12 protein-coding genes are annotated in these 13,755 nt (G+C 35.7%); 8 read left to right on the top strand and 4 right to left on the bottom strand.

What is annotated here, in order from left to right; genetic code table 11:
- The first annotated feature begins 261 nt into the window (after positions 1-261).
- The 5 genes from QCQ61_RS10785 to QCQ61_RS10805 all read left to right on the top strand — a co-directional run bounded on the left by QCQ61_RS10785 (position 262) and on the right by QCQ61_RS10805 (position 7,950).
- Positions 262-474: a hypothetical protein gene (locus tag QCQ61_RS10785; RefSeq protein WP_279447662.1), complete on the top strand. Its 213-nt coding sequence runs from the start codon at positions 262-264 to the stop codon at positions 472-474.
- Between the two features lie 33 nt (positions 475-507).
- Positions 508-996 carry a P-loop nucleotide/nucleoside kinase family protein gene (locus tag QCQ61_RS10790; protein WP_279447663.1) on the top strand — a complete coding sequence of 163 codons (489 nt, stop codon included), beginning with the start codon at positions 508-510 and terminating at the stop codon, positions 994-996.
- 281 nt (positions 997-1,277) lie between these two features.
- Positions 1,278-2,930: a tetratricopeptide repeat protein gene (locus QCQ61_RS10795; RefSeq protein ID WP_279447664.1), complete on the top strand. Its 1,653-nt coding sequence runs from the start codon at positions 1,278-1,280 to the stop codon at positions 2,928-2,930.
- A gap of 184 nt (positions 2,931-3,114) precedes the next feature.
- Positions 3,115-4,608 (top strand): T9SS type A sorting domain-containing protein, encoded by a 1,494-nt coding sequence (locus QCQ61_RS10800; RefSeq protein WP_279447665.1) that lies wholly within the window; start codon positions 3,115-3,117, stop codon positions 4,606-4,608.
- Positions 4,609-4,641: 33 nt separating this feature from the next.
- Positions 4,642-7,950 carry a fibronectin type III domain-containing protein gene (locus QCQ61_RS10805; protein WP_279447666.1) on the top strand — a complete coding sequence of 1,103 codons (3,309 nt, stop codon included), beginning with the start codon at positions 4,642-4,644 and terminating at the stop codon, positions 7,948-7,950.
- Positions 7,951-8,381: 431 nt separating this feature from the next.
- Here the strand turns inward: QCQ61_RS10805 and QCQ61_RS10810 are convergent, their stop codons facing one another.
- The 4 genes from QCQ61_RS10810 to QCQ61_RS10825 all read right to left on the bottom strand — a co-directional run bounded on the left by QCQ61_RS10810 (position 8,382) and on the right by QCQ61_RS10825 (position 11,928).
- Positions 8,382-9,653: a type II toxin-antitoxin system HipA family toxin gene (locus QCQ61_RS10810; RefSeq protein WP_279447667.1), complete on the bottom strand. Its 1,272-nt coding sequence runs from the start codon at positions 9,651-9,653 to the stop codon at positions 8,382-8,384.
- Between the two features lie 2 nt (positions 9,654-9,655).
- On the bottom strand, positions 9,656-9,919 hold the full coding sequence (locus QCQ61_RS10815; RefSeq protein ID WP_279447668.1) for a helix-turn-helix domain-containing protein: 264 nt from the start codon (positions 9,917-9,919) through the stop codon (positions 9,656-9,658).
- 164 nt (positions 9,920-10,083) lie between these two features.
- Positions 10,084-11,328 (bottom strand): site-specific integrase, encoded by a 1,245-nt coding sequence (locus QCQ61_RS10820; RefSeq protein ID WP_279447669.1) that lies wholly within the window; start codon positions 11,326-11,328, stop codon positions 10,084-10,086.
- A gap of 402 nt (positions 11,329-11,730) precedes the next feature.
- Positions 11,731-11,928 carry a hypothetical protein gene (locus QCQ61_RS10825; protein ID WP_279447670.1) on the bottom strand — a complete coding sequence of 66 codons (198 nt, stop codon included), beginning with the start codon at positions 11,926-11,928 and terminating at the stop codon, positions 11,731-11,733.
- 186 nt (positions 11,929-12,114) lie between these two features.
- On the opposite strand from QCQ61_RS10825, the gene QCQ61_RS10830 reads away from it, so the two are divergent.
- The 3 genes from QCQ61_RS10830 (at position 12,115) to QCQ61_RS10840 (ending at position 13,720) form a co-directional block, all read left to right on the top strand.
- Positions 12,115-12,870, top strand: a complete 756-nt coding sequence (locus QCQ61_RS10830; RefSeq protein WP_279447671.1) for a hypothetical protein — start codon at positions 12,115-12,117, stop codon at positions 12,868-12,870.
- A gap of 3 nt (positions 12,871-12,873) precedes the next feature.
- A complete protein-coding gene (locus QCQ61_RS10835; RefSeq protein WP_279447672.1) occupies positions 12,874-13,269 on the top strand; it encodes a DUF5675 family protein in 396 nt (131 codons plus the stop codon).
- 214 nt (positions 13,270-13,483) lie between these two features.
- Positions 13,484-13,720: a hypothetical protein gene (locus QCQ61_RS10840; RefSeq protein WP_279447673.1), complete on the top strand. Its 237-nt coding sequence runs from the start codon at positions 13,484-13,486 to the stop codon at positions 13,718-13,720.
- Positions 13,721-13,755: the final 35 nt, after the last annotated feature.

The following is a 13,755-nucleotide window of genomic DNA, read 5'->3' on the forward strand; positions in this document are numbered from 1 at the left end:
TAATAGTAACGATTTTAATGTTGCAATTTGGATTTAATGAATCTGATGAAAAATAACCAGTATTATATATACTAGATTGTCAATGTTTATTTTACTATGGAGGCAGTTTAGCTCAATCATTTAAGCAATTTAATTTGAGTTCTGCTATTATAGTAGTAGGAATATTAGATTAATATTCTGATCGTTTTACGCATTTTAGTTCTGGATTTAATGCGTTTCTAAATTCTATTGAAACCGAAGTTATATGAAAGTTATAAAAATATGAAAGCCACGAAAAGAATCAAACAAACCTTAACTAGGATTCAAATAATTAGTAGTACAATATGGGCAATTTTAATAATTGTATGTCATCAAATTTTAGGTGATTCATTTAAAGATATAAGTCCTATCCTTATTGGTGGTTTCTTCATTGAATTTTTGCTTATTAATTCCGCAAAGAGTGGTTTGAAGCGTAAAGAAAATGACAAGTTATAATAATAACCAATAGTTCCCATATATGAATACGATATGATACATTTGATAATTGGAAATACAGGTTCTGGAAAAACAACCTATGCAATGGAATTGAAAAGAAAAACCCGCGGAATTATCTTTTCAATCGACAAGTGGAATAAAACACTATTTCTTGCCGACAAGAAACCGGATGACGGCTTGGAATGGTTTCTTGAAAGAATTGATAGAGCAGAAGTAATGATTATGGACTTAGTCCACCAATTGGAAAACTCAAACACAGATTCTATTCTGGACTTGGGTTTATCAAAATTTGAGCACAGGGAAAAATTTAGAAAATTTGCTGAATCCAATAGATTTGAACTGAAAACTCATTTTTTGGATATTTCAGAAGAAACTCGGTTCGAAAGAATAATGAAACGTAATAAGGAAAAAGGGGCTACTTTTGAATTTGAGGTAACCAAAGAAAATTTTGAATTTATGGAGCGTTGGTTTGAAAAACCCAGCGAAGAAGAGATGGTTGGAGGAATAGTTATTAGTGGCTGAAGGAGCAGGGAAACCTAGAAATGGGATAACAGATTATTGAATTTTAAAAAGAAATTTCTGTAATTTCATTTCTCTTTTTTTTAGTGCAAAATGATTACTGTAAAGAGTTGTTTTATGATAGAAACCTATTCGCTTACGCAATGTAATTATGTAACATTTTTAGACAATAAGCGTCTTAATTAGAATATCAAACTAATTACCACACCTCATAATCAATCATTTACTTCCTAAACAATAAATATAAAATTCAAGTATTAAATTTAAATATTAAAAAAACAAGAATGCGCATACATACTTACGCAATTCTATTGTTGCTATTAAGCATATTTCCCTTAAAACTTCTCGCTCAAAATAACGCGCAGTCAAGCGTTGTTGATCAAATTAACCTTGGGGTTAAATACTTATCCGAAAAAGAATACATTAAGTCTATTGAAGAATTAATTGAGGCAAAGGAAATTGCCCTTCGGAATGAATGGTATGCACAAGCCTTTAATGCTACCATAAATATTGGTACTAATTATTTTTTAATGTTGGACTATGGAGAGGCTTTTCGGTATTATTTAAAAGCGTATGAAATTGCTATTAAACATCTTGGTAAGAGCCAGGAAATGGCTGTTGTTAATAATATAGGAATTTTATATGTTGAGGAAAAAGACCTTCCTAAAGCTAAAGAATCTTTTTTTAAGGCCTATGAAATTGCTAAAGACCTTGATGACAATGAGATTATTGGGACCTATGGAATCAATCTTGCGTTGGTATTAAATAAAATGGGGGAATTAGACCAAGCAGAGAAATATATCGAAGAGGCATTACCCATATTAAAAATCAGGTCCAACGTACTTTTATTGGCAAAAATAGCAAAAGCAGAAAATCTATTTTTGAGAGAACAATATGTACAGGCCGAAAGACTAGCTTTAGATATTTTACCGCAAATAAATAATCTATCCCTTATAAATGAAGGAGCTACGGTTAATGATAAAATTACGCTGTTACTATTGATATCCAAAATCTACGAAAAGCAAAAGCAGTTTAAAAAAGCCCAGAAATACGTTTTAATGGCCCGTGCAGCACAATTGAACATTGAGGAGCGTATTGAGTCTTACGGAAGCCTGGCAGATCTTTACGGTGAAACAAATGAATTTCACAAAGCAATGGCCTATAAAGATTCTGTTCTCTTAGCTACAGACTCACTATATGCTATTAAGAATATGGCCTTGTTTAAGAGTGAAAAAGTAAAGTTCCAAATCCAGAATTACCAAAACGAACTTTTGGAAAGTAAAAAATTATTAAAACAGGAAAAACAGTTTTTTTATACTTTGATATTTAGTGTAATACTCATTATGGGTTTTTTACTTTGGATTTACAAAAACAATTCCCTTAAACACAAACAGCGAAAAAGGATTGTTGAACTGGAATTGGCAAAAGAAAAAAGCGATCACTTGTTAATTGAAGAAAAGCATCGTGAAAAAGTTGCCATGGAATTGTTGGAAAAAGAACGCCTTAAAAACGAACTGGATATAAAAAACAGAGAATTGACAGCGAAAGCCATGTATTTGGCAAGTAGAAATGAACTTATTGAAGAGGTGGTTCAATCGTTGTCCATAAACACCCAAATTACAACCAATACCCCCTTAAAAAATCAAGTAAACGATTTAAAAAAGCACTTAAAAAAAGATACGCAATGGGATAGCTTTTTTGTGCATTTTGAAGAGTTAAACCAAGGCTTCCTGGATAGACTAAGATCGCAACACCCCAAACTAACACCTAATGACATTCGTTTTTTAACGTTCCTCTATATGAATTTAAGTAATAAGGAAATAGCATCGCTACTAAACATTACTCCAGAATCCTGCCGAAAGCGGAAGGAGCGTATCTCAAAAAAAATGAATGTCCCAGAAGGCCTTCCGCTTCACGCATATCTTTCGGCTATTTAGGGCATTGTCACACATTTAAACACTACATGTCACAAAATGTCCGCCTCCATTTTTGGACAAAAATCTAGCTTGTTTCTATTTTTATCGAATAAATAGTATCTATTGAGTTGAAAAAGGTTGTGTGATTTTCACACTTTCTTTTTTACTCTAATTAAAAAAAATAACTAATTCTAAAATTTAACTAATGACAAAAATTAACATTACAAAGAGTATTTTTATTCTTTTTTGCCTATTTGGTATCACAACAGCAAAAGCCCAATTTACCCAAACAGCTAAAGTTGTGAGCACAAACAGAGAAAGTCGGGCTGAGTATGGTACTTCTGTTGCTATTACTGAAAACTTTGCTGTTGTAGGCGCTTCAAGAGAAACTATAGCATCTGGTGCTGCATATATCTATAGTAAAGACAGCCAAGGGAATTGGATGAATTCGCAAAGATTGGCAGCTGATGATCCAAACCAAGGAGCAGAATTTGGTGGCGGTGTAAAAATTACAGAAGATTACCTAGTTGTAGCTGCGGGTAGAGCAGACGTAGGTGGTACTCAAAGAGCTGGTGCTTTGTACGTTTACGATTATCAAAATAATAACTGGGAGTTCGGCACAAAACTGGTAGCTTCCGATATGAGTAATGATGCAAAACTAGGTATGAACCCTACCTCTTTAGATGCTGAAGGGAATACAATTGTTGTAGGGGCTCCAGGTGAAAATGGATGGGTCGGTTCGGTATATGTTTTTACTAAAGTAGCTGGAAATTGGTCAGAAGCTCAAAAAATTCTAAGTCCTACAGCCCCGGCATCCGATACTTTTGGAATAGGTGTTTCTATATCTGGGGATTATTTGGTAATTGGAGCTAATGAAGTAGATGGAAGAAAAGGAGCTGCATATGTTTATTTGAAAAATAGTAATGGGACTTGGGAGTATAATCAAACCCTTATGGCATCAGATGCTGCTAATGACAATTTCTTTGGCACCTCAGTGAGCCTATCTGGCGATCAATTAGTAGTAGGAGCTTATGGATCAAATTTGGAGCAAGGTGCGGCCTATGTATTTGAAAAGGACAATCAAGGGGCATGGGTAGAGGTACAAAAGCTAAATGGAAACGCCTCTACAGAAGGCACTCAATATGGTTGGAGTACAGATATTCAGAGAGATTATATTGTTGTAAGTGCGCCACATATTTTTGGACTTGAAGCAGGAGAAGTTTACTTCTATAAAAGAGAGAGTTCAGGAACATGGGTAGAGGACCAGGTAATACAAGGTTCTGATACCGTAGCGGAAGACTTTTATGGTTGGAGTGTTGCAATGCATGAAAATCAATTGATATCAGGAGCTCCATGGGAAGATCATGATGAAAATGGAGGAAATGAGATTGACCGTGCAGGATCAGCCTATATTTTTATGAACCCTTCTCTATTGGGCGTAACAGATAACGATGTTCTTGAAAATAACATTGCAATCTATCCCAATCCAGTTAAGGATAATTTTAATATTGAAAGTCTATCTAAAACTATTTCCAACCTAAAAGTTTATTCAATAACCGGTACGCTTTTACGGGAAATGAAAAATGTAAACGCAAACACCCTTGGATTGAATATTTCAAACTACACAAATGGTGTTTATTTCGTAAATCTCACACTTGATGATGGTTCTACCGTAGTAAAGAAAATTATTAAACACTAATCAAGGGTATTAGCAACCCATAAAATTATTTGAATGAAAAATACAGTTTTAGTGCTTGTTATGCTGTTCAGCATAACAAGCTGGCAGACTACTGCCCAATTTTTAGAAAGTTTTGATACGGAAATCCCACGTGAATGGACGGTTATTGATAACGACGCACAAGGAGCATCTTGGCAATATCATGCTGGAGATGGCTATCGTGGAGCTGGAGGAGTCCGGATTAATTTTGAAACAGCTGCACATGATGACTATTTAATTTCTCCCCAGTTTACAGTAAACATAGGAGTTTCTGATTTAGTTTCACTTTACGCTGGAGGAACGGGGCCAACCTTTCCAGAATCATTTGAGGTTAAATTATCCACTACAGGTACAAACCCTTCCGATTTTACGGTTTTATTGGGCTCAGAAACTACAATTTCCGATGTGGATGATTTGGGAGATTATATAAACTATACATATAATTTGACTGCTTATAACGGCCAAGCTGTTTATATTGCTATTGTAGCAACAGCTACTGCAGCATTTCACCTCTATGTAGATGAATTTTCAGTAGAAGCATTACCAAGGTGCCCAAAACCTTCTAATATAAATTTTGAAAACTTAACCGCGACCTCTTTAGATCTTAACTGGTCAGCAGGTAATACTGAAACGGAATGGATTGTTAAATATGGTTTGCAAGGATTCGATCCAGAAACAGAAGGAAGTTTAATGAATGTTCTAGGGACTCCAAATAATACCATAACCGATTTACAACCTGGGACTGTTCAGGATATCTATGTGAAAGCTGTATGTGGTAGTGGAAACGGAGAAAGCGAATTTGCTGGTCCATTAAGATTTATAACACCTTGCTTGACTGCAACAATCCCCTTTTTCGAAGGATTTGAAAATGGTTATACCCACAACAACAGTCTCGATGGTTGTTGGACTCAGGAATTAGTAATGAATTCATATTGGATAGCCAACAACACCTTCATAGACCACGATAGAGCTCCACGCACTGGCGATTGGGATATATTTTTAGCCTATGGTAGCGAAGCTTGGATGTTTTATCCAATAGAAGTTCAAGCTGGTATAAACTATACCCTTACCTTTTATGCTAGACAGAGCAATACGGAAGGAGCGAATATTGCTGTAAGCTATGGAATTTCAGACAGTTCTAGAGATATGATCCATGAAATAATCCCCACCACCGAAATAACTAATGGAGATTACCAAGAAGTAAGCGGTACATTTACTCCTGCTACAACAGGAGTGTTTTATATTGGTATTCAAGGACATGTAAATACTGGTTTTTTTCCTTTTTTTATGACCTTGGACGACATTTCAATTACCGAAACACAGGCTTGTGTAAAACCAACAAATTTACAGATAAATGCTACTACAGCTACCACAGCTGATATTAGCTGGTCACCCAGTGGAACCGAAACAGATTGGTTGGTAAAATATGGTGAACCTGGTTTTAATCCAGAAACAGAAGGAGATTCTGCACAAGTTAGAGATAATCCAAACGTTTCTATAACCAATCTTATCCCTGCCCATATTTATAGTGTATATGTTCAAGCCCAATGTGGTGGCTCAGATGGTAATAGCTTTTTTACAGGACCTATAACTCTTAAAACCAATCCTATAAATGATTATCTTTGTGATGCCACACACTTAATTGTAGACGAACCTTGCAGCGGCAGTACTTTCACGAACGTAGGGGGTACTTTAGAAAATAATGAACCGCAAGGTTCTTGTTTTGATGCTCCAGGAGATCAAACAGTATGGTTTAGTTTTGAAGCTCCCTTAAGTGGCAACGTTACCGTAACTACAGATTTTGAGGGAGGTACTTTAGAAGATACCGAAGTAGCAGTGTATGAAGCTCCAACAGATTGTAGTAGTATGTCTACCTTAGGTATGGAAGTGGGTTGCGATGAAGATGGCGGCAATACCGGAACTGGATTTTTATCTGTTGTTACTTTGACTAATCTAGCCCCAGGTGATACGTATTATGTTCAAGTAAATGGATTCATCAGTTTTAATGATGGAACAATGGAAGGAACTTTCTGTATTGAGGTTCAAGATAACGGAATATCCTGTCCGGTACCAACCGATATTACATTTGATAATATTACTGTCTCAACCGCAGATGTAAGTTGGACAGTTGGTGACAGAGAGAATGAATGGGAAATTGTATATGGAGATCCTGGTTTTGATCCCGATGCTGGAGGAACTTCTGTTATTGATAACGATGGTTTTTTGGGTGAAACTCTTGTAAATTTAAATCCTGACACAACCTATGATGTATATGTTCGCGCTTTGTGCGGTGCGAATGATATGAGTGAATTTAGCCAAGTGGCTTCATTTACAACCCTATTAGCACCTCCTATTAATGATAATGTTTGCAACGCAATACATTTAATAGTTGATGAAGTTTGTGCAGGAAACACTTATACAAATATAGCAGCAACGGTTGAGCGTGATGAACCTGAGGGCAGTTGCTTTCTCCAGTTGCCTACCAATACGGTCTGGTTTACTTTTGAAGCACCTACTAGTGGAAATGTAACAGTAACCACAAATATTACACCCAGTAATTTGATAGATTCACAAATGGCGGTTTATGAAGCACCTATAGATTGTGCTGATTTAACTACCATGGGCGTTGAAATTGGCTGTAATGACGATATAGATTTTGGTAACAACGAATTGTTATCTGCTGTTGTATTAACAGCGCTTACGGCCGGTGAAACGTATTATGTGCAAATTAATGGAAACTCAGGGAATGAAGGAGATTTCTGCATTGAAGTTCGTGATGACGGTATAGCTTGTCCAGAACCCACTGATATTACATTGGCTAATGTTACTTCGAACACAGCTGATGTGAGCTGGACAGCCGGTGGTATTGAAACCGAATGGGAAATAAAATATGGTGCGCCAGGTTTTGATCCCAATACTACTGGCCTGAGTGTTATAGATAATGATGGCCTTCTTGGTGAAACTTTGATTGGTCTGGATAGCAACACCACTTACGATCTGTATGTTCGTGCTGTGTGCGGTATAGATACCGAAAGCGATTTCGTTGGACCTGAATCCTTTAGTACGTTGGAATTGGGTGTAGTAACTGAAAACTTCAGCAAATTCATTTTCTATCCGAATCCTGTAAAAAATCAAATCACTTTAAAGGCTGATTTGCCTATTGAAAGAGTGTTAATCTATAATCTTTTGGGTCAAAATATTATGGAACTAAAAGAAAATACACCGCAAATGCAATTGAATACTAGCATGCTGCAGCAAGGCGTGTATTTTATGAAAGTAGCGATTAATGGAGATGAACGGATCTTTAGAATCTTGAAAGAATAAGCTTAAAAAAGTTTTCGAATCTTCTTTAGGTTTAGTAGAGAGGATGAAGGTTCGTTATTTGACAAGCGATTAAGTACATAGATTCCCCATTTAATTTAATAAACCCTGGCCTTCTGGCTGGGGTTTTTCAGTTGTCTGTTTTCAGTTGTCAGTTGTCGATTTTCTGTTGTCTTTTTTCGGTTATCTGTTTTCGGTTGTCTGTTGTCGGTTATCTGTTTTCGGTTGTCTGTTGTCGGTTGTCTGTTTAACGGGTTCGACTGCCCCTCGACTTCGCTCAGGACACGCTGCTCACCCTGACATTGGAACTCTGCTCAGAGAGATCCTTCTTTAAGGTTTAATACACAGTCAGGAGTTATTTAAACTAGGTTTATTACATATTTAGTTGTAAAGTTTATTCTATTTAGTATTCTCTCAAATTAAAAAACTTACTTTTATAATAAACGTAAAAACTCTTTTTTAATAGCTTTACTGACTCTTTCTGGAATTCCCAAATTTGTGGTAATAACTTCCCAATCATCTATTACAGCTTGAACCTCATTGATAATGCCTTTGGGGTTTTTTATGGCATGTGTTTCGGCAATGGTCATTATATCTGCTAAGGTAATGTTGTTTCGTTTATTGTTTATAGACAATGCTCTGGCAATATTTGTGTAATTGAGATTGATGTTTAAAGGATATGTTAGATCATAGGCCGGAGCTAAATTCCAGGAGTCTGTATTTTTATTATATATAAAACTGTGGTTTTTTAAGTGATCGTCAATATTAGCAAATACGATATTAAATACCATTCTTTTAAACAGTTCTTGGATGTCCTTATACGGCACTTTAAGATCCAACGACAGTTTGAAGACGTTTTCATAACTAGCATTTTCAGGTTTTTTAAAATCCCATCCCGTTAGTCCGGAAGTCGTTAAAACGTGTTGTTTCTCTCCATCTTGTCTATCATAGCGCAGGGTTGCGAAATGCTTATTTTCTATCAATTTTGAAGACATCATTTGTATTCCAGCCTTTTGTGCCATCAAATAGTAGGCGTATTCTATTTTTTCTTTATTGTACTCTTTTACATCTTCCTCATTGAGACAGAGTTTTACCAAATAATGATTATAATCATTGCTATATTCCATATCGCCAGGGATAATATCACCAGTTTTTTTATTTTCTGAAATTAGGATTTTAGGTCTGGCTCCTCCAGCTGAGGTTCCAATTTTAAAAATGTTCAACAGGGCAAGATCACTCAATTCTTTTCCTGCTGTTTCATTTTTTAAATCTAACACTTTATTTAATACTTGGACTATTTCGGTGATATCTATGGTTGTTGATTTTGGTATTTCAGCCACAGGACGATACTCTAAAGCTCCCATTCCTCTATTAGAAACATAGGTTAATTGCTCTAAAGGGGTGATTTTTTGAAACTCTTTATTTTTAGCTTCGAACCATTCCTTGAAAATAATATTACCAAACATATCAGGTAGGGAGTCGGCAATCATAGGAGGGAGGCCCCGAAACGTTTCGCCTTCAAAATTTGTGAAGAGTTGAACTGGTTTTATACGTTTGAAGATATATGGAAAAACATTTGTGTATTGATTGGACTCCAAGAAGTCTGGATTGTACTGAAAATAGGAAGTCCTTTTGTCTACATCATAACCTATTTTGCCTATTTCCAGCCCAAACAAAATAACTTCTATGAGATTATTTTTAGCCATTTTTAATATAATGAGTTTATATCATTAGTGTTTTCCAAGTCTTTTAATGCTTGATATAATTTTTCTAATAAATTAAAATGATTGGCAATTTTAAGTACTGTATCTAGGGTTGCATTTTTGCCATTTTCAAATTTCTGAATGGTATAGCGTGAGAGCCCCAGTTCTTGGGCAAGATATTCCTGGGATATTTTGTATCTTTGTCTTTGCTGTTTACAAAGCTCACCGAGCTGTACTTTTACTTCCCAAATTGTAACTGCGTCAATCATTATATGGTTTATTATAGTACACAAATATAATTAAAAACAAATAAATGTGTATTATAATAAACACTTTACTTTATTATTAATGTATTAAGCTTTGGCAAAAGATGAAATGTTAGCCAAAACTTAATATTATTGGGGTACAAAATTGGCAGATACTATTTTATAAACTAACCTGTTTTATTTTTCGATAATTCTTGTTTTTGTAATAGACTCCTAAGATTACCAATATCATCACTAATTCTTTTTTCAAGAACCCTAGCATAAACCTGTGTAGTGGATAACTTGGAGTGGCCCAGATGTTTTGAGACGGTTTCGATAGGCACCCCATTGCTTAGTGTAACTGTGGTGGCGAATGTATGCCGGGTACAATGAAAAGAAAGGTTTTTGTTTATTTTTAATTGTACCATAATCTCTTTTAAATAGGAATTGAGCTTTTGATTTGAAAAAACTGGTAAGAGTCGATCTTGTGATTTCATTTCATTTTTATACTTTTCAATAATCTGTCCAGCTATACTTAGGATAGGAATTTTCACTGTTTGGTCGGTTTTTTGGCGAGAGGTGTAGATCCAATCATTTCCGTCAATACCTTTCACGATATTGGCTTTCTTTAGGTTTTTTACATCAATGTAGGATAGGCCAGTGTAACAAGCAAATATGAATATATCTCGGGTTTTATTTAAATAACTTTTTTCTGAATGGAATTTTAAAATTTTCTCTATTTCAGGCGGAGTTAAAAAATGTCGCTCCGTTTTGATGAATTTTAGGGAGAATTTTGCGAATGGGTCGCGCTCAATCCATTCTAATCTTAACGCTAGATTAAGGAGTTTTTTTAGTCTTTCCAGATGCTTCATTACACCGTTATTGGTCAAGGGTCTTGATTGTAACTGAGCCACATTTCTTCTTAGGAAATTTTCAAAATCAATGATAAAGGCATAGTTGAGGTATTCCAGATAAATGTCTTCAGCATTACGTTCGATCTGGAGGAATCTTCTTATGTATGTTTCGGTAGTGAAGTAGTTTTTTAAAGCCCCATGTTTTAATACGGATTTCATATTTAAGTTATGATACGCGCTCAACTGGAGTAATGTTTTATTAATATCATCTTCGCCAAGATAACGAGCCTTAACCGATAGGGGTGTGATTAGTTTTTTTTCTTTTAGAAGCTCACGATAGGCTTCATTGATATCAACGTAAACTTGATCTAAATACTTATTGATTTGGAAAGCTTCAATACTTGAGCCTTTTAGCCTTGATTTTGTTTCATCCCACAGGGTAGTGGTAAATTTTCGTTTTAGGCTGAAGAGGGTTCTTTTGCCATTTGTAGTTATTCGAACATACAAAGGTGATTTTCCTTTGGATTCTTTTTCGAATCTCGGTAAGAACATTACCGAAAAGGTAACCGAATTTCTCATGATATTTCCGTTTTCAAGTTGAACAAATGTTTGAAAACGAAGGTCAAATCAGGGCTGCCGCATTTTTAGGTTTTAAAAAGAAGGGTAACCGATTAGGTATCATTTATAATGATTTTATATCAAAATTAAGCATTTTCTCTTATGGCCTAAAAAAGATAAAACCCTGTAAATCATAGGATTTACAGGGTTTTGGTGTCAAATGGTTTTGACTTGGTCGGGATGACAGAACGACCACCCTGTAAATTGTATATTGATAATCAGTTACTTATGCTTATTTTTTAAAAAGGGTAACCGATTAGGGTACATTTATTTTAATGAGCGTTGAATTGATTTGACTTCGAATTCTTAATAAAGATAGGATTTTATAAGGAGATTTTCAAGTTTAAACAGGGGTATTTGCTATTAGCCGATAAGGAATTCTTTTACTGTTTCTATGTTTAATCCTGTGTATTCTGCGAACTCTTCTGCAGTGATGAAATGATGGGGCTCTTTGTCAAAATGCTTTCTAATTTGGTGTAAGAGGAGTCTGCCATAGCGCTCACTTCTTCCAGTTATGCGTTGGACGTCTTTTGGGAATATACATACTCTATCTGACTTCATAATATAATTTTCATACACTATCCATACTTCATCTATACATTATCTATGCTTTATCAATACAGCATCAATAATTGTTTTTACCGGAAATTTCGGTAAAAGAGTGTGTTTTCGGAATAGTTGCAGGGTCAAAATCGTGAAGTGTTGTAAAAATACGGTGATTTGTTGAGAACTTAAAATTTTATTGAAATGGCAAGACAAAAAGGTATTATCAAATTAAAAGGGACTATCGGAGATATTTCTTTTTACAAAACAAGTGATGGACATCTCGCTAGAGAAAAAGGCGGGGTTGAGAAAGAACGTATTTTGACGGATGCCGCCTTCCAGAGAACGCGTGAGAACGGTTCTGAATTTGGACGAGCAGGGAAAGGCGGAAAGCTTATTCGCAATGCTATTAGGGTGTTGTTACAGAACGCTAAGGACAAACGGGTTACTAGCAGGCTTACTAAGGATCTTGTTGCGGTAGTGAAAACCGATCCTGTGAACGAGCGTGGATTGCGTACAATTCAAGATGGGGATATGGTCCTTTTGAATGGATTTAATTTTAACCTCAATGGGAAATTAAGTACTACGCTTTTTGCTCCTTATGTTGTGGGTTATGACCGTGTTACAGGAGATGTGACAGTGGATTTGGATCCGTTTAGTCCTACGCTTAGAATTGCTGCACCAGGAGGTACTACCCATTTTAAATTGGTTATGGGAGGAGCTGAGCTGGATTTTGAAAACGAAATTTTTGTTTTCGAGATGGCGGATTCTGGAATTTTGCCCTACACTGCTGCAGATACTGCTGCCATTAATTTGGCTGGGGTTTTAACCCCTAACTCTGTGCTGCCTGTAATTGAAGTACTTGGGGTAGAGTTTTATCAAGAAGTCAATGGGCAAATGTATCCCTTGAAAAATGGAGCATTTAATGCACTGGCCGTAGTTACTGTTGACACCCCATAAGTTATGGAATTGGTATTACAGCGAAGTTATCACAAGGAGGGTACCAATGGTGCCCTCTTCTTAAATAATAAATTTCTGTGCTTTACAATTGAGCTTACTTTGTTTGCAAATAGGCGCTCTGAATCTTGCATTCCAGAATACACGTTTGAATTAGTTGCACGATATTCAAAAAAAATTGGCAACCATCTACTTATAAAGGATGTGTTTAAAAGAAACTTAATTCTGATTCAACCTGCAAATTATGCTAAGGAGGAACTCCGAGGAGGTATTGCGCCAGTTGCACAATTGACGGGAATTGGAAGGGGTTCCAATTCAAAGCAGGCGATGCAGAAAGTGCTGTCTTTATGCCATCAGGCATTTGAAAGAAAAGAACAGGTATTATTAACTATTAAATCTTAGCGTTATGGATTTAATTGAGATATAAAAAGCCTACTTCTAAATTTTTCATGGTCGTAAGAGATCTAGGGATTACATTGGATACATTGAGAATTGCTCTTTTAATCCTGGCAACCATATCACTGTTTTAGCAGCGGATAATTGCAGTAAACCAAGCGGAGGTGAGTAATTGTAACATTGAGTAAAATAAGTCTAATCAAGATTAAAATTAAAAAAAATGTCTTTTAAATCGTTTTCTACAATAGTTGGGACCTGCGGAGGAACTTTTTTGGCAACCGTACCTGTCCTTGGATCGGATGATTTTATAAGAACTGCTATATTGGCTTTTATTGGCGCGGTGATTAGTTTTTCGGTTTCATTTTCGCTGAAAATAGTTGTGAAAAATGTGTTTTCTGCAAAGATTAAGTCATTTTTCAGTGCTTGGAAGTCCAAGGATAAAAACAATAATCAATAACTATGTAAATTCCCTTATGTGAGCACATAAAGCCC

Source organism: Aequorivita marisscotiae (assembly GCF_029814825.1).
In the GTDB taxonomy this organism is placed as follows: Bacteria; Bacteroidota; Bacteroidia; order Flavobacteriales; family Flavobacteriaceae; genus Aequorivita; species Aequorivita marisscotiae.

What these genes read in the sequence shown, in the direction of transcription:
- QCQ61_RS10785 (WP_279447662.1), top strand. Translation starts at nt 262, where the DNA reads ATGAAAGCCACGAAAAGAATCAAACAAACCTTAACTAGGATTCAAATA.
- QCQ61_RS10790 (WP_279447663.1), top strand. Translation starts at nt 508, where the DNA reads ATGATACATTTGATAATTGGAAATACAGGTTCTGGAAAAACAACCTAT.
- QCQ61_RS10795 (WP_279447664.1), top strand. Translation starts at nt 1,278, where the DNA reads ATGCGCATACATACTTACGCAATTCTATTGTTGCTATTAAGCATATTT.
- QCQ61_RS10800 (WP_279447665.1), top strand. Translation starts at nt 3,115, where the DNA reads ATGACAAAAATTAACATTACAAAGAGTATTTTTATTCTTTTTTGCCTA.
- QCQ61_RS10805 (WP_279447666.1), top strand. Translation starts at nt 4,642, where the DNA reads ATGAAAAATACAGTTTTAGTGCTTGTTATGCTGTTCAGCATAACAAGC.
- QCQ61_RS10810 (WP_279447667.1), bottom strand. Translation starts at nt 9,653, where the DNA reads ATGGCTAAAAATAATCTCATAGAAGTTATTTTGTTTGGGCTGGAAATA.
- QCQ61_RS10815 (WP_279447668.1), bottom strand. Translation starts at nt 9,919, where the DNA reads ATGATTGACGCAGTTACAATTTGGGAAGTAAAAGTACAGCTCGGTGAG.
- QCQ61_RS10820 (WP_279447669.1), bottom strand. Translation starts at nt 11,328, where the DNA reads ATGAGAAATTCGGTTACCTTTTCGGTAATGTTCTTACCGAGATTCGAA.
- QCQ61_RS10825 (WP_279447670.1), bottom strand. Translation starts at nt 11,928, where the DNA reads ATGAAGTCAGATAGAGTATGTATATTCCCAAAAGACGTCCAACGCATA.
- QCQ61_RS10830 (WP_279447671.1), top strand. Translation starts at nt 12,115, where the DNA reads ATGGCAAGACAAAAAGGTATTATCAAATTAAAAGGGACTATCGGAGAT.
- QCQ61_RS10835 (WP_279447672.1), top strand. Translation starts at nt 12,874, where the DNA reads ATGGAATTGGTATTACAGCGAAGTTATCACAAGGAGGGTACCAATGGT.
- QCQ61_RS10840 (WP_279447673.1), top strand. Translation starts at nt 13,484, where the DNA reads ATGTCTTTTAAATCGTTTTCTACAATAGTTGGGACCTGCGGAGGAACT.